This window comes from Fredinandcohnia onubensis (assembly GCF_002734285.1).
GTDB lineage: Bacteria > Bacillota > Bacilli > Bacillales > Bacillaceae_L > Ferdinandcohnia > Ferdinandcohnia onubensis_A.
This window is the reverse complement of record NZ_NSEA01000006.1, coordinates 31,398-56,802: the sequence shown is the minus strand read 5'-3', so window position 1 is coordinate 56,802 and position 25,405 is coordinate 31,398. Positions and strand designations below refer to the sequence as shown.

The following is a 25,405-nucleotide window of genomic DNA, read 5'->3' as shown; positions in this document are numbered from 1 at the left end:
GGTCTCTAGACTTAATAACATTGTGCTATTTGGTCTGTACTTCTTCCACTGTTTGCTCCACCTCTGCACGTGTCATTTTCTCACGACCATCTTTCAATGCTTGTAACGTTTTGTGTGCCAAGGCAAGAGGCAGACGACAAAATAATATAATGCTTTTCCTTTTAAGAGATTTCATATACAAATCGGCTTTTGCCAAGTTTTCCTCAGCGTACTCAAATAAATCGGCACGATTCCAACCGTCAGGAACAAAGCTTACACCACGTTCGTCCAAATCTTCCTTCTGATTGCGCAAAATGTTTACAGCCTGAAGTCCACGACCATAACCAATCGCTAATTCCCGATCCGTTTTTTCTCCGCCGTAATGCTCCCAAAGGTCTGATAGCATCACCCCAACAAGTCCTGCAACGTAATATGTATAGTCATCCAAATCTTCACGTGTACGAATACTCCAATTTGCTTTTGACCATTTTGCCATTCCCGATGCCATCTCACAAACAGCGTTTGTAACTATCGTCAAAGCTTCCTTCGGACAAGCCTCTAACCATTCTTCTAAACGAATTGTCACTTCAGGCATTTTATCATTTATTGGTCCAAGTATTCTTAGATATTCTTCATTATCAAATGGTTGTTTAAATAATTCGCTTAACTTTGTTAAAACTGTATATTTCACATCATTATCGATCTCTTCATGGTCTTCAATTTCATCAATCGCACGAAATACTAAATAAGCAGATGCAACCGAATACTTTAATTCCTTCTGTAAAAAAGTAATCGGTATATAAAATGTACGACTTGTCTCTTTTAGCATACGCATCGCATCTTTAGGAAACCCACTCATATTTCATACCTCCTATTTACAAGCCTTTAACATTCATTATACATAACATTCATGAAAGTTGGTCATTGTAAGAACTACCAAATTAAAAAGTGGAGACTTTTTTTACTAATGACCATCCATCCGATAAAAGTATTTAGATTTATTGTGTGTTCTCTTTAACTTGCCTATTTGTAATAATAATCCTCGCCAATCTAACAAGTCTAATGGTATTATTCCCATAACTAGTGACTTTTTAAATCCATCCTTAGTGGTACACCACATCGTCAAGCTTTATTATAGCTACTCTTATAGAATGATTAGTAAGATCAAAGCTCTGATTTCCGAATAGGTTCTTGATTCGGACATTATTTGATGAAATACTAGGATTCGTGTCTAAATACACCCTTGATTCTGACCCATTCTCGACTATATCCTAGGGCTCTGTCAGAATATATACCTCATTTGGACACCGATTGATGAAATCTTGGGGGCCGAGTCAAAATACACCCTTGATTCTGACTTATCCTCGACAATATCCTAGGGCTCTGTCAGAATACCTACTTCATTTGGACACCGATTGATGAAATCTTGGGGGCCGAGTCAAAATACCACCTTGATTCTGACTCATTCTCGACTACATCCAAGGGCTCTGTCAGAATCATACTTCATTTGGACACTGATTGATAAAATCTTGGCGGCCGAGTCAAAATACCACCTTGATTCTGACTTATCCTCGACTATATCCAAGGGCTCTGTCAGAATACATACTTCATTTGGACACCGCTTGATGAAATCTTGGGGGCCGAGTCAAAATACCACCTTGATTCTGACTCATTCTCGACTACATCCAACCTCTCTGTCAGAATACCTATTTGATTTGAACACCGCTTGATAAAATCCTGAAATAACTGTCAAAATACCACCTTTATTCTGACTCATTCTCGACTATATCCATTACTCTCTGTCCCAATACGCACTTGATTCTGACACAGCATAATGAAATCCTTTGGCCGTGTCCGAATAGAACCTGTTCAAATCGAACTCATGCTTGAAATGATTTTTCAATGCCGCAACATTAAATCAAAACATAAAAAAAACCCTTTCCACAAAAGTGAAAAGAGCCTTGAAACGCCAAAAATTAACGTTTTGAGAACTGAGGTGCACGACGAGCGCCTTTAAGACCGTATTTTTTACGTTCTTTCATACGCGGATCACGTGTTAATAGTCCTGCAGATTTTAATGCTGGACGGAATTCAGGATCAGCTTGTAGCAATGCACGAGCGATACCGTGACGGATAGCTCCAGCTTGACCAGTGTATCCTCCGCCATTAACGTTAACAAGAACGTCATAATTACCTAAAGTTTCAGTAGCGTTTAGAGGTTGTTTTACAACTTCTCTTAAAGCTTCGAATGGAATATAGTCTGCAATGTCACGACCGTTGATTACAATGCGTCCGTCGCCAGGAACTAAACGTACACGCGCAACAGAGCTTTTACGACGACCAGTGCCATAATATTGTACCTGTGCCAAATTAATACCCTCCTTATTAATTAACCGCGAAGTTCGTAAACTTCAGGTTGTTGTGCTTGATGTGGATGTTCGCTTCCAGCATAAACGTGCAATTTCTTACCCATTTGACGACCAAGTGAACCTTTTGGAAGCATTCCTTTGATTGCAAGTTCAAGCATTTTTGTTGGATAGTTTGTACGCATTTCTAATGCCGTTCTTGATTTTAATCCGCCTGGGAATTGACTGTGACGGTAGTAAATCTTGTCATTTAATTTATTACCAGTTAATTCGATTTTTTCAGCATTGATGATGATTACATTATCACCAGTGTCAACATGTGGTGTGTAAGTTGGTTTGTGTTTTCCACGAAGTAATGTTGCAACTTCAGTTGATAAACGACCTAAAGTTTTGCCTGCAGCATCTACAACATACCATTTGCGCTCTATATTGCTAGCATTAGCCATAAATGTTGTACGCATGAATTTCCCTCCTAATTTCACTAACGTTTCATTTTGTATTTAATCACGATTAAAGTTCCGGGGCTTTAACGTGGTGTTTAAATATCATACTAAAATATAATATAACTTTCAGGATGTAATGTCAAGGAAATGTTACACCAGGATTAGTTGTTATAGCAATATGAAGGTTTCCTAAACCTTCCACTCTTCGTAGTACACTTGCCATAGGTATAATCCCTGACCTGGAGCGGTCTTTCCTGCAAGCGATCTGTCTTTTCCAGAAAGAATGGTATCCATCATACTTGGGTCTTTTTGACCTCTTCCAACTTCTAGTAAAGTGCCTACTAATATTCTTACCATATTATATAAAAACCCATTACCTATAAACGAAAATATGAGTTCATCATCCTGTTTCTCAATATTAATCTCGTATATGGTTCGAACTTTATCCTGTACTTCCGTCTTAGAAGCACAGAAACTCGTAAAATCATGTGTGCCTACCAATCGTAACGTAGCTTCTCTCATCGCACGTAGATCTATTGGGAAAGTATAATGATGAGTATAATTACGTTTAAAAACGCAAGGCTCTTCACTAATTAACAATCGATACCGGTACTCCTTCGCCTCCACATCAAAACGTGCGTGAAAGTCTGGATCAACTTCCTCAACAGAACGAACCTGAATATCTGCTGGGAGCAACGAATTTAGGGCTCGTTTCCACCCTTCGACTGGAATAGATAATGGTGAATCAAAATGAACAACCTGTCCACGTGCATGTACAGTAGCATCTGTTCGACCAGAAACAACTGTTTTCACCAGTTCTCCTTTATGCATTTTCTGTAGAGCATGTTCGAATTCAGATTGTACTGTTCGTTTATTCGGTTGTACCTGGTACCCTGAGAAATGGGTTCCATCATAGGATATGATGCATTTATACCGTCTCATTTTTCTCCTCATTATCCTCGTAGTAAAAATAAAACTATTGCCATTGCAAATAGTAAGACTAACATTAGTGTATCAAGACCACGCCACTGTAACACACGTAATTTAGTACGTCCTTCTCCACCTCGATAACCTCTTGCTTCCATCGCAATAGCAAGTTCTTCTGCCCGTTTAAATGAACTTATAAACAATGGAATTAATAAAGGAACAACAGCCTTCATGCGATCTTTTATCGGTCCACTCGTAAATTCGACTCCTCTTGCAGCCTGTGCCTTCATTATTTTCTCTGTTTCTTGCATTAATGTTGGTATAAATCGAAGTGAAATCGACATCATTAACGCAAGTTCGTGTGTAGGGAGACCGATTTTTTTGAATGGAGCTAATAAGCTTTCCATGCCATCGGTGATTTCAATCGGAGTACTTGTTAATGTTAATATTGTAGTCATAATAATTAAATATAATAGCCTTAATGAAATAAAAACCCCTTGTGTTACGCCACCTTCATAAATTTGAAGCCATCCAAAGTCAACTAACAAGTCTCCTTCTTTGGTTAAAAAGACATGAAGGATAAATGTAAACAGAATAACCCATAAAATTGGTTTTAATCCTGACAAAATGTAGCGTAATTGGACTTTTGTTAATAGAACAATACCTAAAGTATAAATCCCTAATAATGCATAGGTAAGAACTGAATTGGCTAAAAAGACAATAAACACATAGAAGAAAATTAATAATAACTTTGCTCTAGGATCCATTTGATGAATTAGAGAATGACCAGGTATATAACGACCTATAATAATGTTCATTTCGGTACCCCCTTTTCTTTCAGGGCATTTCCTACATATTGAACAATTTCATCCACTGACAAACTAGCTGACCGTGGGATCTCAATTCCTAACTTTTCTTCGAGCAGTCCTTTTAATCTAACTGCCTCAGGGACATCCAATCCTAAATGAAGAACTTGTTCAGGTTTTGAGAATATCTCTACAGGACTTCCTTGGAATTTGATCGTTCCTTTTTCCATGACAAGTATTTGATCAGCGTAACGGGAGGCATCCTCCATACTATGGGTTACAAGGATTGTTGTCAGACCGTTTTCTTTATGGAGTTTGTAAAACATCTCCATAATTTCAAACCGTCCCCTAGGATCTAGCCCTGCAGTAGGCTCGTCCAATACTAAAACCTGTGGATTCATCGCCAAAATTCCTGCAATCGCAACCCGCCGCATTTGTCCTCCGCTTAAATCAAAGGGTGACTTCGTTAAGTATTCATCAGATAGACCGACCATGTTTATCGTTTGTCTAGCTCTTTCCTTAGCTTCTTCTAATGGGACCCCAAAATTTAGCGGTCCAAAACAAATATCTTTCTCGACCGTTTCCTCAAAAAGTTGATGTTCAGGAAATTGGAATACAACCCCAACGTTCTTTCGTAACGCCTTAAGGTTTTTTTCTTTTTGTTTGGAACTTATTGTACGTTCTCCAATGGTGATAGATCCTGAGGTTGGCTGTAAGAGACCATTTAAATGCTGGAGGATGGTTGATTTTCCAGAACCCGTATGACCGATTATAGCGGTATATGAACCAGATTTGATTTGCGCATTAACATCATATAAGGCTAGTCTTTCAAATGGTGAACGAATCTGATAGCGATGTTCTAAATTTTCGATTGTAATGTCCATAACTCATCCACCAAGCCTTCTTCTGTTATATGATTCTTCGATAGAGGAACACCGATTGCTCGTAGTTTTTTAGATACTTTTACAGAAAAGGGTAAATCCAAACCAATTTCTACAAGCTTATCATCTAACGCAAAGATCTCCTCGGGTTTTCCTTCTGCGAACAATTGTCCCTGGTTCATTACAATAATTCGATCGGCTCTTGCTGCTTCCTCTAAGTCATGGGTAATTGACATAACCGTTATCTGACTCTCATTTTTAATTTCTCTTATCGTTTCTAAAACCTCTGTACGACCGATTGGATCTAACATAGAGGTCGCCTCATCCAAGATGATTAAATCCGGTTGGACCGCAAGAACACCAGCAATTGCAACTCTCTGTTTTTGTCCACCTGAAAGTTGGTGCGGTTCATGCTCTAGAAAATCTCTCATATTTACCATATCAATAACTCTTTCAATTCGAGAAGCCATCGTTTCTCGTGGGATCCCGTTGTTTTCCATTCCAAAGGCAATATCATCTTTAACAGTTGTTCCAACGAATTGATTATCCGGATTTTGAAACACCATCCCAATCTTTCTTCGAATATCCCAAATTGAATCTTCATTAAGCTGTACTCCTTCAATTGTTACCGTTCCAGTTTGAGGCAACAATAACCCATTGAGGATACGTGCTAGGGTTGATTTACCAGAACCATTGTGACCTACAATCGCAAGCCACTCTCCTTTTTGAACAGAGAATGATAGATTTTCTAGTGCGGGACTCGCATTTTCTGCATATTGATAGCTTATCTGGTCAACGACTAATAGGTTCTCGCTCATTCTCATCCCCCTCTACCTTCTTATCAATATACATGGGCGTATTTCACACAAACATCTTGATCTTACTCGAAACACTCAATTTAATAATCTGCGACATCCGCTGGACGCCTTAAATTTATTCGACCAAAGGGCCGAAAAAATTATTTCCATAGAAATAATACTATTTCTTAATCCAATTTACTACCTTAAAAAGAATTCTTTTCTTCCTTATCTGTCAGGGAATAAGAACGCGTTATTCCTATCTTCAAGTAGTAGTTCATTCATTGTGTTCAATCAAAAAGGATTGCAAAATACTATTCATAGATAATTCTATCTTTTTTGAAAAATAATGAAAGTAAAACAAAAAGGGCTTAGACCAGTTTGTAAAACTGTCCCGCCCTTATAAGAAAAATAAAAATTAAACTAATTCAATGATAACCATTGGAGCACCGTCACCACGACGAGGTCCGATTTTCATGATACGAGTGTATCCACCTTGACGCTCTTCATAACGAGTTGCAATGTCACTGAATAATTTTTGTAGCGCATCTTGACCAGTCTCTTCGTTTGCTACTTCGTTACGGATGTAAGATGCAGCTTGACGACGAGCGTGAAGGTCACCACGCTTACCTAATGTAATCATTTTTTCTACAACTGATTTTAATTCCTTCGCGCGAGCTTCAGTCGTTTCGATACGCTCGTTGATGATTAAGTCAGTAGTAAGATCACGTAATAACGCCTTACGTTGCGCGCTTGTACGTCCTAATTTTTGGTATGACATGAGGTATTCCCTCCTTTGTTGAATTATTATGAAAGACAAAGCATTAGATAACTAGGCTCTTGTAACAATAGACTTTCGTGATGAGAAAGATGCCTCTAATTCGCATAATTCAAACCGAGTCAGTCATCTTTACGTAAGCCTAAACCAAGCTCTTCTAGTTTAGCCTTAACTTCTTCTAAAGATTTACGACCAAGGTTACGTACCTTCATCATATCTTCTTCAGTTTTATGAGCAAGCTCTTGAACCGTATTAATTCCTGCTCTCTTTAAGCAGTTATATGAACGAACTGAGAGATCCAATTCTTCAATTGTCATCTCGAGGACTTTCTCTTTTTGATCCTCTTCTTTTTCAACCATAATTTCTGCATTTTGAGCTTCATCTGTTAATCCTACAAAAATATTTAAATGTTCTGTAAGGATTTTCGCACCTAGTGCAATCGCTTCTTTCGGACCAGTACTGCCGTCTGTCCAAACATCAAAAGTCAGTTTGTCAAAGTTCGCGACCTGTCCAACACGTGTATTTTCCACTTGGTAATTAACACGTGCAACTGGTGTATAGATGGAGTCAATCGGAATAACACCGATTGGTCGATCATCACGCTTGTTTGCATCAGCTGGAGAATATCCTCGTCCGCGCTTTGCAGTTAATCTCACACGAAAATGTGCATCTTTAGCAAGTGTTGCAATGTGTAGATCTGGGTTTAAGATTTCAACATCACTGTCATGTGTGATGTCAGAAGCTTTAACTGGACCTTCACCTTGAACATCAATCTCAAGAGTCTTCTCATCATCTGAGTAGATTTTAAGAGCTAATTTCTTCACATTTAAGATAATAGATGTTACATCTTCGACGACGCCTTCGATTGTTGAGAACTCATGCAGTACCCCATCTATTTGGATAGACGTAACAGCGGCACCAGGGAGAGAAGATAATAGGATACGACGTAAGGAGTTACCCAAAGTAGTTCCATATCCACGCTCAAGTGGCTCGACGACGAATTTACCATAATTGGCATCTTCGCTGATTTCAACCGTTTCGATTTTTGGTTTTTCAATTTCGATCATTTATAAACCCTCCTTCAAAACGTCGAAACCTCGGCTAGACCATGATCAAAGACGTCTAACCGAAATTCCCAAAAGTTAAGTTCCCTAACTGTGCACAACAACTCGATTATTCTGTAAAGAACTTATAAAGAAAACACGGCGATTTGTGAGTAATACTCACTCACGCCTTTGTTACACTTATAAGATAAGAGTGTATTTGAAGCTTCCTTACACAGTAAAAAAGTTTATCAAAACCCATTAATCCATTATAGCCATGGATAAAAAATCTTATACAGAAAAAGATCAAATACGTCTTGTCGTATTTGTAATTAGGTTATACACGACGACGTTTTGGCGGGCGACATCCGTTATGTGGTACTGGAGTAACATCTTTAATAGCTGTAACTTCAAGACCAGCAGCTTGAAGAGCACGAATTGCAGCTTCACGTCCTGCACCAGGGCCTTTTACAGTTACTTCAAGAGTTCTCATACCATGTTCCATTGATGCTTTTGCAGCTGTTTCAGCAGCCATTTGTGCAGCGAATGGAGTAGACTTACGTGAACCTTTGAAACCAAGAGCACCAGCACTTGACCAAGAGATTGCATTTCCGTGTGCATCTGTAATTGTTACGATCGTGTTGTTGAATGTTGAACGGATGTGTGCAACACCAGATTCAATATTCTTTTTTACACGACGTTTACGAGTATTCGTTTTACGTGCCATTTATCCATTACCTCCCTTACTATTTCTTCTTGTTTGCTACAGTACGACGAGGTCCTTTACGTGTACGAGCGTTATTTTTTGTATTTTGACCTCTTACAGGTAATCCACGACGATGACGTAGACCGCGGTAAGAACCGATTTCGATTAAACGTTTGATGTTAAGTGATACTTCACGACGAAGGTCACCTTCTACTTTGTAACGGTCAACGATTTCACGAATCTTGTTTAATTCGTCTTCAGTAAGATCACGAACTCGAGTATCTTCAGAAACACCAGCTTCTGCTAAGATTTTTTGTGCAGTTGGACGTCCGATTCCAAAAATATATGTTAAAGATATTACTACACGTTTTTCACGCGGAATATCAACACCAGCAATACGTGCCATTTAGACGTACACCTCCTTATTATTTAGCCTTGTTTTTGTTTATGTTTTGGGTTTTCACAAATTACCATTACTTTACCTTTTCTACGAATAACTTTACACTTTTCGCAGATAGGTTTTACTGATGGTCTCACTTTCATTTTTCAAACCTCCTTGATAGTTCGGAGCGCATTTATTTAAAACGGTACGTAATCCTACCGCGAGTCAAGTCATAAGGTGATAATTCAACCGTTACCTTGTCTCCGGGTAAAATACGAATAAAGTGCATGCGAATTTTACCAGAAACATGGGCCAAAACAGTATGACCATTCTCTAATTCAACTTTAAACATTGCATTAGGTAATGTTTCAGCAACAGTACCTTCAACTTCAATTACATCGTCTTTCGCCATTGGAATGTTCTCCCTTCTTCAAATCAGTAACTTGCTCATTGACAAACTTCGATACACACTAACATTGCTTTACGTTTGCCATCGACCAGTTTCCTTAATACTGCTCTGAACTTCCGGAGATACGTAATCAAAAATTAGATGAATGTTATTCTAATGAATAGGGTTTGTGCCTTACAATTTTGTTAAGATCTCATACCCTGTTTCTGTAATAGCAATCGTATGTTCAAAATGCGCACACGTTTTGCCATCGACTGTTACAACAGTCCAGTTATCTGCTAACGTCTTCACGTATCGACTACCTGCATTTACCATCGGTTCAACGGCAAGTACCATTCCTGGTTTTAAACGTGGTCCCTTATTAGGCGGACCATAATGTGGAATTTGCGGCTCCTCATGTAATTCTTTGCCCACACCGTGACCAACATATTCTCGTACGACCGAGAAATTGTTCGCTTCGACATAAACTTGGATTGCATGAGAAATATTTGAAAGACGCACACCAGGTTTTGCTTCCTCTAATCCTCGATAAAGGGATTCTTCTGTTACATTAAGAAGTTTTTGATTTTCGTCATGAATCGTACCTACTGGATATGTCCAAGCTGAATCACCATGATAGCCGTTGTATTGCGCTCCGATATCAATACTAATAATATCTCCATCTTGTAACACGCGATCACCTGGCAAACCATGAACCAACTCTTCATTAACAGAGGTACAGATACTACCGCGAAAACCATTATACCCTTTAAAAGAAGGAATTGCATCAAATCCACGAATAAACTTTTCAGCAATTGTATCCAGTTCTTTCGTAGAAATCCCTGGAGTAATATATTGTTGTAATTCTTGGTGTGTCAATGCAACGATCTTTCCAGCCTCGCGCATAATTTCGATCTCTCTTGGTGACTTGCAAATAATCATCTATTTTAATCCCCCAAGAAGCTCCTCTACATCACCAAAAACTTTGTTTATATCTTGTTGTCCATTGATATTGCGAAGATATCCCTTTTCCTGATAAAAGTCAAGAAGTGGCTTAGATTGCTCGATATTTACTTGTAGACGAGTTCCAACTGTTTCCTCGTTATCATCAGCACGTTGATAAAGTTCACCGCCACATTTATCACATTTACCCTCCTGGCTAGGTGGGTTAAATACTAGGTGGTACGTAGAACCACATTCTTTACAAATTCGTCGACCTGTTAATCTCTCAAGTAAGATTTCAGAATTGACTTCAATGTTAATCACATAGTCAATTTTTTTATCGAGATCAGTAAGAATTGCCTCAAGTGCTTCTGCTTGTGGAACGGTACGTGGAAATCCATCAAGTAAGAAACCATTATTACAATCTTCTTTGCTTAATCGCTCACGGACAATTCCGATCGTAACTTCATCAGGAACAAGCTCGCCTTTATCCATAAAAGACTTTGCCTGAAGCCCTAGTTCTGTTCCATCTTTTATTGCAGCACGGAACATATCTCCCGTAGAGATATGAGGGATATTGTACTTTTCTACGATTTTTTCGGCTTGAGTACCTTTACCGGCACCCGGAAGCCCCATTAATACTAAGTTCAAGTGATTTGCCCCCTCAGCCTCTTTATCTTAGAGGTGCTGGGAAATTGTATTCCCAGTACCTTATTTGATAAATCCTTTATAATGGCGTTTTACAAGTTGACTTTCAAGTTGCTTCATTGTCTCAAGTGCAACACCGATAACGATGAGCAAGCTCGTTCCACCAATTTGTAAAGACTCCGGTAAATTCGCAAATTTTATAAAGAATACAGGAAGAACAGAAATAGCTGCTAAGAAAATAGAACCAACAAATGTTAATCGATACAGAATTTTCGTTACATACTCTTGCGTATTTCTTCCTGGGCGAATCCCTGGAATATAGCCGCCTTGCTTTTTCAAATTATCTGCCATTTGTTCAGGATTAACTTGAACAAAAGTATAGAAATATGTGAACGCAATGATTAGTGCGATATATATGATCATCCCAACAGGCTGAGTATAATCAAAATATTTTTGAATCCATTCAGTTACCGCATTAGGACCAAAGAACGAAGCAATCGTTGGTGGCGTAATAATGAAGGAAACTGCAAAGATTACAGGAATAACACCAGCCGCATTTACTTTTAACGGTAAATGAGTAGAGTGTCCTCCAACCGGGCTATTAGCAGCTAATCGCTTTGCATATTGGATTGGAATTTTTCGTAAAGCTTGTTGTACAAATATTACACCTACAACAACAGCTATAACGGCAATTAACAATAATACAACAGTGATGATCCGTAAGAATAATTGGTCTCCAGCATCTTCAAATTGTTGTACATAGTATTGATTTACAGCCGTAGGAATTGCGGCAACAATACCAGCAAAGATAATAATTGAAATTCCGTTACCAACACCTTTAGCTGTAATCTGTTCACCTAACCACATTAAAAATGCTGTTCCGGCGGTTAGAACTACAGCAATAAGCAGGTAAGTACCAATGTTTGGATTTTCAATTAACATCCCGTTTGACATATTGTTAAAACCATATGACATACCTAATGCTTGGATAAAGCCAAGCACGATAGTGCCATAACGAGTAAATTGAGCCAATTTACGACGTCCAACTTCTCCTTGCTTGGACCATTCCGTAAATTTAGGAACAACGTCCATTTGCAACAATTGAATAATAATTGAAGCAGTAATGTAAGGCATGATCCCCATTGCAAGGATTGAGAAGTTAAACAGTGCTCCACCACCAAATGTATTTAAAAGGCCAAACGCTGTATTACTGTCAGTCGCTTTTAAAACATCGGCATTTACATTTGGTACTGGAATAAAGGTGCCGATTCGAAATACTACTAACATTAGTAAGGTGAATATAATCTTGTTTCTTATATCACCAACGCGCATAAAATTGGAGATTGTTTGAAACATTAAATCACCTCAGTTTTTCCGCCAGCAGCTTCAATAGCTTGTTGAGCAGTAGAGGAGAATTTGTGAGCTCTAACTGTTAGCTTTTTGTCAAGAGTACCTTTTCCAAGGATCTTAACACCAGCATTAAGTTTACTTACAACGCCAGTTTCAATTAAAAGTTCAGGTGTAACTTCTGTTCCGTCTTCGAAACGATTTAATGTTTCAAGGTTAACAATTGCAAAGTCTTTGCGATTGATGTTTGTAAAACCACGTTTTGGTAAGCGTTGGAATAGAGGTGTTTGACCACCTTCAAATCCAGGACGAACACCGCCACCTGAACGCGCTTTTTGACCTTTATGACCTTTACCAGATGTTTTACCATTACCTGAACCAGTTCCACGTCCTACACGATTACGTGTTTTACGAGAACCTTCAGCCGGTTGTAATTCATGAAGTTTCATTTGGGCACCTCCTTATTTCAGAAAAAAATTCGATTATTGTTCTTTAACCGTAACTAGGTGAGCAACTTTATTAATCATACCGCGAATCGCAGCATTATCATCATGAACAACAGTCTGATGTAATTTTTTCAATCCAAGAGTACGAACAGTTACACGTTGGTCTTCAGGACGTCCAATGACACTGCGAGTGAGGGTGATTTCTAATTTCTTTGACATGTGTTTTCCCTCCTATCCTAACAGTTCTTCTACTGATTTACCACGTAACTTAGCTACTTCTTCAGCACGCTTTAATTGAGTTAATCCTTCTATTGTAGCACGAATCATATTTACAGGAGTATTTGTTCCTAATGACTTAGAAAGGATATCACCAACACCAGCAAGTTCTAATACCGCACGAACTGGTCCACCAGCGATAACTCCAGTACCTTCAGATGCAGGTTTTAATAGTACTTCACCTGCTCCAAATTGACCAATTACTTGGTGAGGAATTGTTGTTCCGACCATTGGTACAGAAACAAGATTCTTTTTAGCATCTTCAATTGCTTTACGAATTGCATCTGGAACTTCTTGAGCTTTACCAGTTCCAAAACCAACATGTCCGTTCTTATCACCGACAACAACTAGTGCTGCAAAGCGGAAACGACGACCACCTTTAACAACCTTAGCTACACGGTTAACGGTAACTACGCGTTCTTCAAGTTCTAATTTATTTGGATCAATGCGACGCATCTATAATGTCCCTCCTTTTTTATTAAAATTGTAATCCAGCTTCACGAGCAGCTTCTGCTAGTGCTTTAACACGTCCGTGATATAGGTAACCACCGCGGTCGAATACAACCTCTTTGATTCCTTTTTCAATTCCACGTTTAGCAACTAGTTCGCCAACCTTTGTAGCAGCATCTACGTTTCCAGCACCTTCAACAGAAAGTTCTTTATCTAATGTAGAAGCACTAGCGATTGTTACTGAGTTCACATCATCGATTAATTGAGCGTAAATGTGTTTATTTGAACGGAACACATTTAAGCGAGGACGAGTAGCAGTTCCTGAAACACGAGAACGAACACGAGCATGTCTTTTTCTACGAACTGCATTTTTATCCTGTTTCGTAATCATTTACGTCTCTCCTTTCTTTTACCTAAAAAGGCTTACTTCGCAGTTTTACCTTCCTTACGACGAACAAATTCACCTTCGTAGCGAATACCTTTTCCTTTATAAGGCTCAGGCGGACGTACACCACGAATATTAGCAGCTAACGCTCCAACGCGTTCTTTGTCGATACCTTTAATAACGATCTTTGTGTTAGAAGGTACATCGATTTCTACGCCAGTCTCAGGAACGATTTCTACTGGATGAGAATATCCAACGTTTAGGACAAGTTTGTTACCAGATTTTTGAGCACGGTATCCGACCCCGATTAGCTCTAAACCTCTTTCAAACCCTTTGGATACACCTTCAACCATGTTTCCTAGAAGACTACGAGTTGTGCCGTGAAGAGCACGGTGTTCTTTATTATCAGTTGGACGAGTAACGTTAATTACGTTCTCTTCAACATTGATTTGCATATCAGGATGGAAAGCACGAGTTAACTCGCCCTTTGGTCCCTTAACAGTAACAGTATTACCGTTGAAAGTTACAGTAACACCTGATGGTATTTCGATTGGTTTTTTACCAATACGTGACATGTACTACACCTCCATTCTTTTCAAGCTATTACCAAACGTAAGCTAATACTTCTCCGCCGGCTTGCTTTTGACGAGCTTCTTTATCAGTTAACACACCTTGTGAAGTTGAAACGATCGCGATTCCTAAACCGTTTAACACACGTGGTACTTCGTTAGATTTTGCATAAACACGTAGACCAGGCTTACTAATACGCTTAAGACCAGTAATTACGCGCTCATTGTTTGCACCGTACTTTAAGAAGATACGGATAATACCTTGTTTATCATCCTCAATATATTCAACGTCACGAACGAAACCTTCACGCTTTAGAATTTCAGCGATTTCCCTTTTGATATTTGACGCAGGGATTTCAAGTTTCTCATGACGAACCATGTTCGCATTACGGATGCGAGTAAGCATATCTGCAATTGGATCTGTCATCACCATAGTATTTTTACCTCCTTCCCAATTCGGGGTTTACCAACTTGCTTTTTTTACACCAGGAATTTGACCCTTATAAGCTAGTTCACGGAAACAAATACGGCATAATTTAAATTTACGTAATACAGAGTGTGGACGGCCGCAACGTTCGCAACGAGTGTACTCTTGTACTTTAAATTTCTGTGTGCGTTTTTGTTTCGCAATCATTGATTTCTTAGCCACGTTTTCGCCTCCTTTACTTTTGGAACGGCATACCGAACGCTGTTAATAACTCACGAGCTTCTTCGTCAGTATTTGCAGTTGTTACGATAACGATATCCATACCACGAACTTTACTTACTTTATCGTAATCAATTTCAGGGAAAATTAATTGTTCTTTCACACCTAAAGTGTAGTTACCACGACCATCAAAAGATTTCTTTGATACGCCACGGAAGTCACGTACACGAGGAAGTGAGATAGAAACAAGCTTATCTAAGAAATCATACATACGTTCACCACGTAATGTAACTTTCGCACCGATTGGCATACCCTCACGAAGACGGAAACCAGCGATAGATTTCTTCGCTCTAGTTACAACTGGCTTTTGACCACTTAGAGCAGCTAACTCCTCTACTGCGTTATCTAATACTTTAGAGTTTTGAACTGCGTCACCAACACCCATGTTGATCACGATTTTTTCTACTTTCGGAACCTGCATAACAGACTTATAGTTAAACTTGCTCATTAGAGCAGGTGTGATTTCTTTTTGAAATTTTTCTTTTAGGCGGTTCATGTAAGTACCTCCTTTCTTTGTTTACTATTTATCTAAAACTTCACCAGATTTTTTTGCTACACGTACCTTTTTGCCATCAACTTCTTTGTAACCAACACGTGTTGGAGTACCAGATTTAGGATCTAATGGCATTACATTTGATACATGAATAGGTGCCTCTTGGCTAATGATTCCACCTTGTGGATTCACTTGAGACGGTTTTGAGTGTTTCTTTACGATATTAACGCCTTCTACAAGAACACGGTCTTTCTTTGGAAAGCTTTCAAGGATCACACCTTGTTTACCCTTATCTTTACCTGAAATAACCTGTACCTTGTCACCCTTTTTTACATGCATCTATTTCGCACCTCCTTAAAGGCTAATCGATTTCGAATTATAATACTTCTGGAGCTAATGAAACAATTTTCATAAAGTTGCTATCACGTAATTCACGTGCCACTGGACCGAAGATACGAGTTCCACGTGGACTCTTGTCATCACGGATAATAACGCAGGCATTTTCATCAAAACGGATGTAAGTACCGTCATTACGACGCACACCACGCTTAGTACGTACGATTACAGCTTTAACAACATCACCTTTTTTAACAACGCCACCTGGTGTTGCTTGTTTTACTGTACATACGATAACATCACCAATATTTGCTGTTTTACGACCTGAACCACCTAATACTTTAATAGTTAGTACTTCACGTGCTCCAGAATTGTCAGCAACTTTCAAACGAGTTTCTTGTTGAATCATTCATGAAACCTCCCTTCGGATTATTGATTGATCCGAACAATATATATTTAGATAATAACTGCTTTTTCTACTACTTCAACAAGACGGAAGCGTTTTGTAGCAGATAATGGGCGAGTCTCCATAATTCTAACGACGTCGCCGATTTTTGCAACATTGTTTTCATCATGTGCTTTGAATTTTTTAGAATACTTTACGCGTTTACCGTAAAGAGAATGTTTCTTATAGGTTTCTACTAGAACAGTGACTGTTTTATCCATTTTGTCGGATACAACACGTCCAGTGTAGACTTTACGTTGGTTACGTTCACTCACTATCGTAGACCTCCTTCCTGGTTATCGATTATTTACGACCGATTTCTCTTTCGCGGACTACTGTCTTCATACGAGCGATTGATTTACGTACTTCACGAATACGTGCAGTATTCTCAAGTTGGCCAGTAGCTAATTGAAAGCGAAGGTTAAATAACTCTTCTTTTAATGATTTTACTTTTTGTTCTATTTCGGCAGTGGTAAGGTCACGAATTTCATTAGCTTTCATTTGATTCACCACCAATTTCTTCACGTTTTACGAACTTAGTTTTAACTGGTAGTTTATGAGCTGCTAGGCGTAGAGCTTCACGAGCGATCTCTTCAGATACACCAGCGATTTCAAACATAACTTTTCCAGGTTTAACAACAGCTACCCATCCTTCAGGAGCACCTTTACCGGAACCCATACGTACTTCAAGAGGTTTTGCTGTATATGGTTTTGATGGGAAAATTTTAATCCAAACTTTACCGCCACGTTTCATATAACGTGTCATCGCGATACGAGCAGATTCGATTTGACGGTTTGTAATCCAAGAAGCTTCTTGAGCTTGTAAACCGTATTCTCCGAAATGTACTTCAGTACCACCTTTTGCTTGACCACGCATCTTTCCACGGTGTTCTCTGCGGTATTTCACACGTTTTGGTAATAACATATTATTTTCCTCCTTCCACAGTCTTCTTCTTAGTAGGAAGGACTTCTCCACGATAGATCCATACTTTTACGCCGATCTTTCCATAAGTTGTATCAGCTTCAGCAGTACCATAGTCGATATCTGCACGAAGTGTATGAAGTGGAACTGTACCTTCACTGTAGTGTTCTGCACGAGCGATATCAGCTCCGCCTAAACGACCTGAAGTTTGTGTTTTAATACCTTGAGCACCAGCACGCATAGCACGTTGGATAGCTTGCTTTTGTGCACGACGGAATGAAACACGGTTTTCTAATTGACGAGCAATATTTTCAGCTACAAGAGTTGCATCTACATCAGCTCTCTTGATTTCAAGGATGTTGATGTGTACTCTCTTGCCAGTTAATTGGTTTAATGCTTTACGAAGTGCTTCAACTTCTGTACCACCTTTACCAATAACCATACCTGGTTTTGCAGTATGGACAGTAACGTTAATACGATTAGCTGCACGTTCGATTTCAATTTTAGATACAGAAGCATCACTTAAACGTTTTGCGATATATTCGCGAACTTTAAGGTCTTCGTGTAATAAATCTGCATAGTCTTTGCCTGCGTACCATTTTGACTCCCAATCACGAATGATGCCGACACGCAATCCGACTGGATTAACTTTTTGACCCACTACTTATCCCTCCTTCTTTTCTGATACCACGATTGTAATGTGGCTAGTGCGCTTATTGATCTGACTTGCACGTCCCATAGCTCTTGGACGGAATCTTTTTAATGTTGGACCTTCATTTACATATGCTTCAGTAATAACTAGGTTATTAGCGTCCATTTCGTAGTTATGCTCTGCATTCGCAATCGCAGAATTTAATACCTTTTCTACAACAGGAGAAGCAGCCTTTGGTGTGTGTCGTAGGATCGCGATTGCTTCACCTACTTGCTTGCCTCGAATTAAATCTGCTACTAAACGAACTTTACGAGGAGCAATACGAACTGTTCTCGCAACAGCTTTAGCTTGCATAGATAATCCTCCTCTCATTAGCGTCTTGTTTTCTTATCATCATTTGCGTGGCCTTTATAAGTACGGCTTGGTGCGAATTCACCAAGTTTATGACCTACCATATCTTCAGTAACATAGACAGGTACATGTTTACGACCATCATATACCGCAATTGTATGACCGATGAATTGAGGGAAAATCGTAGAACGACGTGACCAAGTTTTAATAACTTGTTTCTTCTCAGATCCATTTTGATTTTCAACCTTTTTCATTAAGTGGTCATCTACAAAAGGTCCTTTTTTCAAACTGCGTCCCATAAGTGAACCTCCCTTCGTGATTGACCTACGGTTCCGATGAACCGTAGCACAATCCCGTTATTTTTTACGACGACGTACGATAAATTTATCTGATTTGTTTTTCTTCTTACGAGTCTTGAATCCAAGAGTTGGTTTACCCCAAGGAGTCATAGGTGACTTACGTCCGATTGGTGCTTTACCTTCACCACCACCGTGTGGGTGATCGTTAGGGTTCATTACAGATCCACGAACTGTTGGGCGTTTACCTAACCAACGTGAACGACCTGCTTTACCAATGTTAACTAGTTCATGTTGCTCGTTACCTACTTGACCTACTGTCGCACGGCAAGTAGCAAGGATCATGCGAACTTCACCTGAATTTAAACGAACAAGAACATATTTACCTTCTTTACCAAGTACTTGTGCAGAAGTTCCAGCCGAACGAATTAATTGTCCACCTTTACCAGGCTTTAACTCGATGTTGTGGATTACTGTACCTACTGGAATGTTAGCTAATGGAAGTGCGTTACCTACTTTAATGTCGGCATCAGTACCTGACACTACCTCCATACCTACTTGTAGGTTTTTAGGAGCAAGAATGTAACGTTTTTCTCCATCTGCGTAGTTAATTAGCGCAATATTTGCTGAACGGTTTGGATCGTATTCGATCGTAGCAACGCGTCCTGGTATACCATCTTTATCGCGTTTAAAGTCAATTACACGATATTGACGCTTGTGTCCGCCAGCTTGATGACGTACTGTGATTTTACCTTGGTTATTACGACCACCTTTTTTGTGTAAAGGCGCAAGTAATGATTTCTCTGGTCTGTCAGTAGTAATTTCAGCAAAGTCTAATGTTGTCATACCACGACGACCGTTAGAGGTTGGTTTGTATTTTTTAATCGCCATCTCAATTTCCCTCCTTCTCTATAAAATTAAACTTCAAAGAATTCGATTTCTTTGCTATCTGCAGTTAACTTAACGATTGCTTTTCTGCGACGATTTGTATATCCACTGTAACGTCCTACACGCTTGAACTTACCTTTGTAGTTCATGATGTTTACTTTTTCAACTGTCACACCGAAAATTTGCTCAATAGCATCTTTTACTTCGGTTTTATTAGCTTTCACGTCAACATCAAATGTGTATTTCTTTTCAGCCATAAGGTCTGATGAACGTTCAGTAATAACAGGGCTCTTAATAATATCACGAGGATCTTTCATTATGCGAGCACCTCCTCTACTTTTTCCACCGCAGCTTTAGTAATCACAAGCTTATCATGGTTAAGAACATCAAGAACATTTACTCCATTTGCAACAACAACTGTTACACCAGGAATATTACGTGCTGAAAGTTCTACTGCTTCATTTGCATCTGCAGTTACGATTAACGCCTTACGATCAACGTTTAATCCTTTCAGTACCGCAACCATTTCTTTAGTTTTAGGAGTTTCTAATACTAGATTGTCTAATACTAGAATGTTTTCCTCTAATACCTTAGTAGATAATGCTGATTTGATTGCTAAACGGCGTACTTTTTTAGGTAATTTGTAGCTATAGCTTCTTGGAGTTGGACCAAATACTGTTCCACCGCCACGCCATTGTGGTGAACGAATAGAACCTTGACGAGCACGACCAGTACCCTTTTGACGCCATGGTTTACGTCCTCCGCCAGCTACTTCAGAACGGATTTTAGTTTTGTGAGTTCCTTGACGTAAGGAAGCTCTTTGCATGATTACTGCATCGAATAATACTTGTTTATTTGGTTCAACACCGAATATAGAATCGTTTAGTTCGATTTCTCCTACAGCTGAACCAGATTGGTTATACAATGATACTTTAGGCATTCAAATGTCCTCCTTTCCTAGTAAATTATTTTACTTTTACAGCACTTTTTACTGTAATAACAGATTTTCTCGCACCAGGTACATTACCTTTTACTAGAAGAAGATTACGCTCTGTATCTACTTTCACAATCTCTAAGTTTTGTACTGTGATACGTTCTCCACCCATACGACCAGGTAGTAGTTTGTTTTTGAATACACGGTTTGGAGCTACAGGTCCCATTGAACCAGGACGACGGTGATAACGTGAACCGTGACTCATAGGTCCGCGAGATTGTCCGTGGCGCTTGATTGCACCTTGGAATCCTTTACCTTTTGAAATTCCTGTTACATCTACAATATCTCCCTCTGCGAAGATATCAACTTTGACTTCCTGACCAACTTCAAACTCATCTAAGTTAACTCCACGTAATTCACGTACGAAGCGCTTAGGTGCAGTGTTTGCTTTTGCAGCATGACCCTTTTCAGGTTTATTTGAAAGCTTTTCTCTCTTATCATCAAAACCTATTTGAACAGCTTCATATCCATCAGTCTCAACTGATTTCTTTTGAAGTACTACGTTCGGAGCAGCTTCGATAACAGTTACAGGGATAAGCTCACCGTTACCTACGAATACTTGAGTCATACCAATTTTTCTTCCTAAGATTCCTTTGGTCATTAGTCACACCTCCTAATATATTTACAATTTATTTCATTTTAAAATTAAAGTTTGATTTCAATGTCAACACCAGATGGTAAATCCAAACGCATTAATGAATCAACAGTTTGTGGTGTTGGGTTTACGATGTCGATTAAGCGTTTATGTGTACGCATTTCGAATTGTTCACGAGAATCTTTATACTTGTGAACAGCACGAAGAATCGTATATACAGACTTCTCAGTTGGAAGTGGAATCGGACCAGATACAGCTGCTCCAGATCGTTTTGCTGTCTCTACGATTTTTTCTGCAGATTGATCAAGAATTCTGTGATCATAAGCTTTTAAACGAATACGAATTTTTTGTTTTGCCATTATTTTCCCTCCTTTATCGCCTACTTTTAAAAATAGACCTTCTCCGTGGAAATTTCCTTACACTCGCCATGGCAAAGCGGCCGGGTGTATCAGCAACCTTCCACATCATCGCAGTCAAAGACCAACATTGTCTATTATACAGAAACAAAATACGAAATGCAACATAATTCTTCGTTTTATGCATGTCTTTCGCACTTTTTCAATTATACACACCATCAGTATACATTTCAACAAAAGTCCTAATATATTTTTACGTTAGATTTTGGAAACTAATATAGTTTGATCTTCCTTCTATTATATATAGAAAATATCTCATAAAAAAACAGGCGGTATTAGCCGCCCGTTTTTTAAACATATTGGAAATATTACTCTTGGATTGTAGCAACAACGCCAGCGCCTACTGTACGTCCACCTTCACGAATAGAGAACTTAGTTCCTTCTTCGATAGCTACTGGAGCGATTAGTTCAACAGTCATTTCGATGTTGTCGCCAGGCATTACCATTTCAACGCCTTCTGGAAGGTTACAAATTCCAGTTACATCAGTTGTACGGAAGTAGAACTGAGGACGATAGTTAGAGAAGAATGGAGTGTGACGTCCACCTTCTTCTTTTGATAATACATAAACTTCTGCTTTAAACTTTGTGTGTGGCTTGATTGTACCTGGCTTAGCAAGTACTTGACCACGTTGGATATCTTCACGAGCAACACCACGAAGTAGTGCACCGATGTTGTCACCAGCTTCAGCATAGTCAAGAAGCTTACGGAACATTTCAACACCTGTTACAGTAGTTGATTTTGGTTCTTCAGTTAAACCGATGATTTCAACTACATCACCAACTTTAACTTGTCCACGCTCAACACGACCTGTAGCAACTGTACCACGACCAGTGATTGAGAATACATCCTCAACTGGCATCATGAATGGCTTTTCAGTGTCACGAGTTGGTGTTGGAACGTACTCGTCAACAGCCGCCATTAATTCGATAATTTTTTCTTCCCAGTCTGCTTCTCCTTCAAGAGCTTTAAGAGCAGAACCTTTAATTACAGGAATGTCGTCACCAGGGAATTCATATTCAGAAAGAAGGTCACGTACTTCCATTTCTACTAATTCTAATAATTCTTCGTCGTCAACCATGTCACATTTGTTCATGAATACTACTAGGTATGGAACACCTACTTGACGGGAAAGAAGAATGTGCTCACGAGTTTGTGGCATTGGACCATCAGCAGCAGATACTACTAGGATTCCACCGTCCATTTGAGCAGCACCAGTAATCATGTTCTTTACGTAGTCAGCGTGTCCTGGGCAGTCAACGTGTGCATAGTGACGATTGTCAGTTTCATACTCAACGTGCGAAGTTGAGATTGTGATTCCACGCTCACGCTCTTCAGGAGCTCCATCGATTTGGTCATAGCCCATTGCAGTACCTTTTCCGCTTCTTTTAGCAAGAACAGAAGTGATAGCTGCTGTTAAAGTTGTTTTACCATGGTCAACGTGTCCAATTGTACCAATATTAGCATGTGGTTTCGAACGGTCAAATTTCTCTTTTCCCATTTGAAAAGCCTCCTTAAGTATTAGTTATTTTTATAGTAAGTATGATATCCCGAAAGTGAGTATGTCCCACTTTCAGGGCCTACATAAGTAGTTATACTTGATGTAAAGGCGAAAATCAATTATTCACCTTTATTTTTTTTGATAATTTCTTCAGAAATTGATTTTGGTACTTCTTCATAATGATCGAAGTGCATTGTGAATACCCCACGACCTTGTGTGTTAGAACGTAAAGAAGTAGCATATCCAAACATTTCAGATAGTGGAACCATCGCACGTACTACTTGCGCATTACCGCGTGCTTCCATACCTTCAACGCGTCCACGACGAGAAGTGATTCCTCCCATAATGTCTCCCATGTATTCTTCAGGAATAACAACTTCAACCCTCATAACAGGTTCAAGAATTACAGGCTGACATTTTGATGCAGCGTTCTTAAGCGCCATAGATGCGGCAATTTTAAACGCCATTTCACTTGAGTCAACATCATGGTATGAACCATCATAAAGTTTAGCTTTGATATCAACTAATGGATAACCAGCTAAAACCCCTCTATCAAGAGCGTCTTCTAAACCAGCTTGTACAGCAGGAATATATTCACGAGGAACTACCCCACCAACAATCGCGTTTTCGAATTCAAAACCTTTTCCTTCTTCATTTGGTGAGAACTCAATCCAAACGTGTCCGAATTGTCCGCGTCCACCAGATTGACGAGCGAATTTACCTTCAACCTGTGCAGATTGACGGAAAGTTTCACGATACGCAACTTGTGGTGCACCAACATTAGCTTCTACTTTGAACTCACGCTTCATACGATCTACTAGGATGTCTAAGTGTAGCTCACCCATACCTGCAATAATCGTTTGACCTGTTTCTTGATCAGTATGTGCTCTAAATGTCGGATCTTCTTCTTGAAGCTTTTGTAAAGCTGTAGACATTTTGTCTTGGTCAGCTTTTGATTTTGGCTCAACAGAAAGTTGAATAACTGGTTCAGGGAATGTCATAGACTCAAGAATTACTAATTCTTTCTCATCACATAATGTATCACCAGTTGTTGTATCTTTTAAACCTACAGCTGCAGCGATATCCCCTGCATAAACAGTTGAGATTTCCGCACGGCTATTCGCATGCATTTGAAGGATACGTCCGATACGCTCACGCTTCCCTTTAGTTGAGTTTTGTACATATGACCCTGAATTTAATGTACCAGAATATACACGGAAGAATGTTAATTTACCAACATATGGGTCAGTCATTACTTTAAACGCAAGAGCTGAGAACGGCTCACTGTCATCTGAATGACGTTCAACTTCTTCACCTGTATCTGGCAGGTGACCTTGAATAGATGCAACATCTGTTGGAGCAGGTAGATAATCGATAACCGCATCAAGTACTTTTTGAACACCTTTGTTCTTGAATGCAGTACCACATGTTACTGGGTAGAATTCTACCTTTAGTGTAGCTGTACGAATAGCTGCACGTAATTCCTCGTTAGAAATTTCTTCTCCACCAAGGTATCTTTCCATCAATTCTTCATCTAATTCCGCTACCGCTTCTACAAGCTTTTCGCGATATTCATTTGCTTGGTCTTGAAATTCCTCAGGAATTTCACCTACTTCAATATCAGTACCTAAGTCATTACCATAGAATGTTGCATTCATCTCAACTAGGTCAATAATACCTCTGAATTGATCTTCTGCACCAATCGGTAATTGAATTGGGTGTGCATTCGCTTGTAGACGATCGTGTAATGTGCTTACAGAGTATAAGAAGTCAGCACCAATCTTGTCCATTTTATTTACGAATACGATACGTGGAACACCATAAGTAGTAGCCTGTCTCCAAACTGTTTCTGTTTGTGGCTCTACGCCTGACTGTGCATCAAGAACTGTTACTGCACCATCAAGTACACGAAGTGAACGTTCAACCTCAACTGTGAAGTCTACGTGTCCAGGTGTGTCGATGATGTTAACGCGGTGATTCTTCCAAGATGCAGTTGTTGCTGCAGATGTAATCGTAATACCGCGCTCTTGTTCTTGCTCCATCCAGTCCATTTGAGAAGCACCTTCATGTGTTTCACCGATTTTATGGATTTTACCAGTGTAATAAAGGATGCGCTCAGTAGTTGTTGTTTTACCAGCATCAATGTGGGCCATGATACCAATATTACGAGTCTTTTCTAAGGAGAACTCTCTTGCCATTTGGGTCTTTCTCCTTCCTAATGTTAAGTATAATTTTTATTGTAAGAATGGCTCT

At 39.3% G+C, this 25,405-nt stretch carries 39 protein-coding genes and 1 pseudogene; all 40 read right to left on the bottom strand.

Annotated elements, in window-relative coordinates; genetic code table 11:
• Positions 1 to 25 precede the first annotated feature (25 nt).
• Positions 26 to 838: a squalene/phytoene synthase family protein gene (locus CKJ95_RS07395; protein ID WP_099352768.1), complete on the bottom strand. Its 813-nt coding sequence runs from the start codon at positions 836 to 838 to the stop codon at positions 26 to 28.
• A 1,117-nt stretch (positions 839 to 1,955) separates the two neighbouring features.
• Positions 1,956 to 2,348, bottom strand: coding sequence for a 30S ribosomal protein S9 (gene rpsI, locus CKJ95_RS07390; protein WP_099352767.1), 393 nt, complete (start codon positions 2,346 to 2,348; stop codon positions 1,956 to 1,958).
• A gap of 20 nt (positions 2,349 to 2,368) precedes the next feature.
• Entirely contained in the window at positions 2,369 to 2,806 is a 438-nt protein-coding gene (rplM, locus tag CKJ95_RS07385; RefSeq protein WP_099352766.1) for a 50S ribosomal protein L13, read from the bottom strand.
• A gap of 171 nt (positions 2,807 to 2,977) precedes the next feature.
• A complete protein-coding gene (gene truA, locus CKJ95_RS07380) occupies positions 2,978 to 3,730 on the bottom strand; it encodes a tRNA pseudouridine(38-40) synthase TruA (RefSeq protein WP_099352765.1) in 753 nt (250 codons plus the stop codon).
• Between the two features lie 11 nt (positions 3,731 to 3,741).
• Positions 3,742 to 4,533 carry an energy-coupling factor transporter transmembrane component T family protein gene (locus tag CKJ95_RS07375; RefSeq protein WP_099352764.1) on the bottom strand — a complete coding sequence of 264 codons (792 nt, stop codon included), beginning with the start codon at positions 4,531 to 4,533 and terminating at the stop codon, positions 3,742 to 3,744.
• Positions 4,530 to 5,405: an energy-coupling factor ABC transporter ATP-binding protein gene (locus CKJ95_RS07370; RefSeq protein WP_099352763.1), complete on the bottom strand. Its 876-nt coding sequence runs from the start codon at positions 5,403 to 5,405 to the stop codon at positions 4,530 to 4,532. The genes CKJ95_RS07375 and CKJ95_RS07370 overlap by 4 nt, the downstream gene beginning before the upstream one ends.
• The gene (locus tag CKJ95_RS07365) at positions 5,381 to 6,220 is read right to left on the bottom strand and encodes an energy-coupling factor ABC transporter ATP-binding protein (RefSeq protein WP_099352762.1); all 840 of its coding nucleotides are present in this window, start codon (positions 6,218 to 6,220) and stop codon (positions 5,381 to 5,383) included. The genes CKJ95_RS07370 and CKJ95_RS07365 overlap by 25 nt, the downstream gene beginning before the upstream one ends.
• Before the next feature lie 397 nt (positions 6,221 to 6,617).
• Positions 6,618 to 6,980: a 50S ribosomal protein L17 gene (gene rplQ / locus CKJ95_RS07360; RefSeq protein WP_099352761.1), complete on the bottom strand. Its 363-nt coding sequence runs from the start codon at positions 6,978 to 6,980 to the stop codon at positions 6,618 to 6,620.
• Positions 6,981 to 7,099: 119 nt separating this feature from the next.
• On the bottom strand, positions 7,100 to 8,044 hold the full coding sequence (locus CKJ95_RS07355) for a DNA-directed RNA polymerase subunit alpha (protein ID WP_099352760.1): 945 nt from the start codon (positions 8,042 to 8,044) through the stop codon (positions 7,100 to 7,102).
• Between the two features lie 313 nt (positions 8,045 to 8,357).
• Positions 8,358 to 8,747 (bottom strand): 30S ribosomal protein S11, encoded by a 390-nt coding sequence (gene rpsK / locus CKJ95_RS07350; RefSeq protein ID WP_099352759.1) that lies wholly within the window; start codon positions 8,745 to 8,747, stop codon positions 8,358 to 8,360.
• Positions 8,748 to 8,766: 19 nt separating this feature from the next.
• Complete coding sequence (gene rpsM / locus CKJ95_RS07345) at positions 8,767 to 9,132, bottom strand: 30S ribosomal protein S13 (RefSeq protein ID WP_099352758.1); 366 nt, start codon at positions 9,130 to 9,132, stop codon at positions 8,767 to 8,769.
• 23 nt (positions 9,133 to 9,155) lie between these two features.
• Positions 9,156 to 9,269, bottom strand: a complete 114-nt coding sequence (gene rpmJ, locus CKJ95_RS07340; RefSeq protein WP_003156543.1) for a 50S ribosomal protein L36 — start codon at positions 9,267 to 9,269, stop codon at positions 9,156 to 9,158.
• Positions 9,270 to 9,301: 32 nt separating this feature from the next.
• Complete coding sequence (gene infA, locus CKJ95_RS07335; protein WP_010285101.1) at positions 9,302 to 9,520, bottom strand: translation initiation factor IF-1; 219 nt, start codon at positions 9,518 to 9,520, stop codon at positions 9,302 to 9,304.
• Positions 9,498 to 9,661: pseudogene (locus tag CKJ95_RS23765) on the bottom strand (KOW domain-containing RNA-binding protein); the annotation flags it as partial. The gene infA and the pseudogene CKJ95_RS23765, both read right to left, overlap by 23 nt.
• A 30-nt stretch (positions 9,662 to 9,691) precedes the next feature.
• Positions 9,692 to 10,438, bottom strand: coding sequence for a type I methionyl aminopeptidase (gene map, locus CKJ95_RS07325; RefSeq protein WP_099352757.1), 747 nt, complete (start codon positions 10,436 to 10,438; stop codon positions 9,692 to 9,694).
• Positions 10,439 to 11,089: an adenylate kinase gene (locus CKJ95_RS07320; RefSeq protein WP_099352756.1), complete on the bottom strand. Its 651-nt coding sequence runs from the start codon at positions 11,087 to 11,089 to the stop codon at positions 10,439 to 10,441.
• Between the two features lie 60 nt (positions 11,090 to 11,149).
• Positions 11,150 to 12,442 carry a preprotein translocase subunit SecY gene (secY, locus tag CKJ95_RS07315; protein WP_099352755.1) on the bottom strand — a complete coding sequence of 431 codons (1,293 nt, stop codon included), beginning with the start codon at positions 12,440 to 12,442 and terminating at the stop codon, positions 11,150 to 11,152.
• A complete protein-coding gene (gene rplO, locus CKJ95_RS07310; RefSeq protein WP_099352754.1) occupies positions 12,442 to 12,882 on the bottom strand; it encodes a 50S ribosomal protein L15 in 441 nt (146 codons plus the stop codon). Before rplO ends, secY begins: the two co-directional genes overlap by 1 nt.
• Before the next feature lie 33 nt (positions 12,883 to 12,915).
• The gene (gene rpmD, locus CKJ95_RS07305) at positions 12,916 to 13,098 is read right to left on the bottom strand and encodes a 50S ribosomal protein L30 (RefSeq protein ID WP_010285086.1); all 183 of its coding nucleotides are present in this window, start codon (positions 13,096 to 13,098) and stop codon (positions 12,916 to 12,918) included.
• A 12-nt stretch (positions 13,099 to 13,110) separates the two neighbouring features.
• Complete coding sequence (gene rpsE / locus CKJ95_RS07300) at positions 13,111 to 13,611, bottom strand: 30S ribosomal protein S5 (protein WP_099352753.1); 501 nt, start codon at positions 13,609 to 13,611, stop codon at positions 13,111 to 13,113.
• Positions 13,612 to 13,633: 22 nt separating this feature from the next.
• Positions 13,634 to 13,996, bottom strand: a complete 363-nt coding sequence (gene rplR, locus CKJ95_RS07295; RefSeq protein WP_099352752.1) for a 50S ribosomal protein L18 — start codon at positions 13,994 to 13,996, stop codon at positions 13,634 to 13,636.
• 32 nt (positions 13,997 to 14,028) lie between these two features.
• Positions 14,029 to 14,565, bottom strand: coding sequence for a 50S ribosomal protein L6 (gene rplF, locus CKJ95_RS07290; protein ID WP_099352751.1), 537 nt, complete (start codon positions 14,563 to 14,565; stop codon positions 14,029 to 14,031).
• 28 nt (positions 14,566 to 14,593) lie between these two features.
• A complete protein-coding gene (rpsH, locus tag CKJ95_RS07285; protein WP_099352750.1) occupies positions 14,594 to 14,992 on the bottom strand; it encodes a 30S ribosomal protein S8 in 399 nt (132 codons plus the stop codon).
• A 30-nt stretch (positions 14,993 to 15,022) separates the two neighbouring features.
• The gene (rpsN, locus tag CKJ95_RS07280) at positions 15,023 to 15,208 is read right to left on the bottom strand and encodes a 30S ribosomal protein S14 (protein ID WP_010285078.1); all 186 of its coding nucleotides are present in this window, start codon (positions 15,206 to 15,208) and stop codon (positions 15,023 to 15,025) included.
• Positions 15,209 to 15,221: 13 nt separating this feature from the next.
• The gene (gene rplE, locus CKJ95_RS07275) at positions 15,222 to 15,761 is read right to left on the bottom strand and encodes a 50S ribosomal protein L5 (protein ID WP_099352749.1); all 540 of its coding nucleotides are present in this window, start codon (positions 15,759 to 15,761) and stop codon (positions 15,222 to 15,224) included.
• Between the two features lie 24 nt (positions 15,762 to 15,785).
• The gene (rplX, locus tag CKJ95_RS07270) at positions 15,786 to 16,097 is read right to left on the bottom strand and encodes a 50S ribosomal protein L24 (protein ID WP_099352748.1); all 312 of its coding nucleotides are present in this window, start codon (positions 16,095 to 16,097) and stop codon (positions 15,786 to 15,788) included.
• A 37-nt stretch (positions 16,098 to 16,134) separates the two neighbouring features.
• Entirely contained in the window at positions 16,135 to 16,503 is a 369-nt protein-coding gene (gene rplN / locus CKJ95_RS07265) for a 50S ribosomal protein L14 (RefSeq protein WP_058000134.1), read from the bottom strand.
• A gap of 47 nt (positions 16,504 to 16,550) precedes the next feature.
• Positions 16,551 to 16,814: a 30S ribosomal protein S17 gene (rpsQ, locus tag CKJ95_RS07260; RefSeq protein ID WP_099352747.1), complete on the bottom strand. Its 264-nt coding sequence runs from the start codon at positions 16,812 to 16,814 to the stop codon at positions 16,551 to 16,553.
• A gap of 28 nt (positions 16,815 to 16,842) precedes the next feature.
• Complete coding sequence (rpmC, locus tag CKJ95_RS07255; RefSeq protein WP_010285065.1) at positions 16,843 to 17,040, bottom strand: 50S ribosomal protein L29; 198 nt, start codon at positions 17,038 to 17,040, stop codon at positions 16,843 to 16,845.
• Positions 17,030 to 17,464, bottom strand: a complete 435-nt coding sequence (rplP, locus tag CKJ95_RS07250) for a 50S ribosomal protein L16 (protein ID WP_099352746.1) — start codon at positions 17,462 to 17,464, stop codon at positions 17,030 to 17,032. The genes rpmC and rplP overlap by 11 nt, the downstream gene beginning before the upstream one ends.
• A 1-nt stretch (position 17,465) precedes the next feature.
• Complete coding sequence (rpsC, locus tag CKJ95_RS07245) at positions 17,466 to 18,122, bottom strand: 30S ribosomal protein S3 (protein ID WP_099352745.1); 657 nt, start codon at positions 18,120 to 18,122, stop codon at positions 17,466 to 17,468.
• Between the two features lie 3 nt (positions 18,123 to 18,125).
• Positions 18,126 to 18,467, bottom strand: coding sequence for a 50S ribosomal protein L22 (rplV, locus tag CKJ95_RS07240; protein ID WP_010285059.1), 342 nt, complete (start codon positions 18,465 to 18,467; stop codon positions 18,126 to 18,128).
• A gap of 17 nt (positions 18,468 to 18,484) precedes the next feature.
• A complete protein-coding gene (gene rpsS / locus CKJ95_RS07235; RefSeq protein ID WP_099352744.1) occupies positions 18,485 to 18,763 on the bottom strand; it encodes a 30S ribosomal protein S19 in 279 nt (92 codons plus the stop codon).
• Positions 18,764 to 18,820: 57 nt separating this feature from the next.
• Entirely contained in the window at positions 18,821 to 19,651 is an 831-nt protein-coding gene (rplB, locus tag CKJ95_RS07230) for a 50S ribosomal protein L2 (protein WP_099352743.1), read from the bottom strand.
• A 26-nt stretch (positions 19,652 to 19,677) separates the two neighbouring features.
• Positions 19,678 to 19,965, bottom strand: a complete 288-nt coding sequence (rplW, locus tag CKJ95_RS07225; protein WP_099352742.1) for a 50S ribosomal protein L23 — start codon at positions 19,963 to 19,965, stop codon at positions 19,678 to 19,680.
• On the bottom strand, positions 19,965 to 20,588 hold the full coding sequence (gene rplD / locus CKJ95_RS07220) for a 50S ribosomal protein L4 (RefSeq protein ID WP_099352741.1): 624 nt from the start codon (positions 20,586 to 20,588) through the stop codon (positions 19,965 to 19,967). The genes rplW and rplD overlap by 1 nt, the downstream gene beginning before the upstream one ends.
• A gap of 25 nt (positions 20,589 to 20,613) precedes the next feature.
• Entirely contained in the window at positions 20,614 to 21,243 is a 630-nt protein-coding gene (rplC, locus tag CKJ95_RS07215) for a 50S ribosomal protein L3 (RefSeq protein WP_099352740.1), read from the bottom strand.
• A gap of 44 nt (positions 21,244 to 21,287) precedes the next feature.
• Positions 21,288 to 21,596, bottom strand: coding sequence for a 30S ribosomal protein S10 (gene rpsJ / locus CKJ95_RS07210; RefSeq protein WP_003354783.1), 309 nt, complete (start codon positions 21,594 to 21,596; stop codon positions 21,288 to 21,290).
• 365 nt (positions 21,597 to 21,961) lie between these two features.
• A complete protein-coding gene (gene tuf, locus CKJ95_RS07205) occupies positions 21,962 to 23,152 on the bottom strand; it encodes an elongation factor Tu (protein ID WP_099352739.1) in 1,191 nt (396 codons plus the stop codon).
• 119 nt (positions 23,153 to 23,271) lie between these two features.
• Positions 23,272 to 25,350 (bottom strand): elongation factor G, encoded by a 2,079-nt coding sequence (fusA, locus tag CKJ95_RS07200; protein WP_099352738.1) that lies wholly within the window; start codon positions 25,348 to 25,350, stop codon positions 23,272 to 23,274.
• Positions 25,351 to 25,405 lie beyond the last annotated feature (55 nt).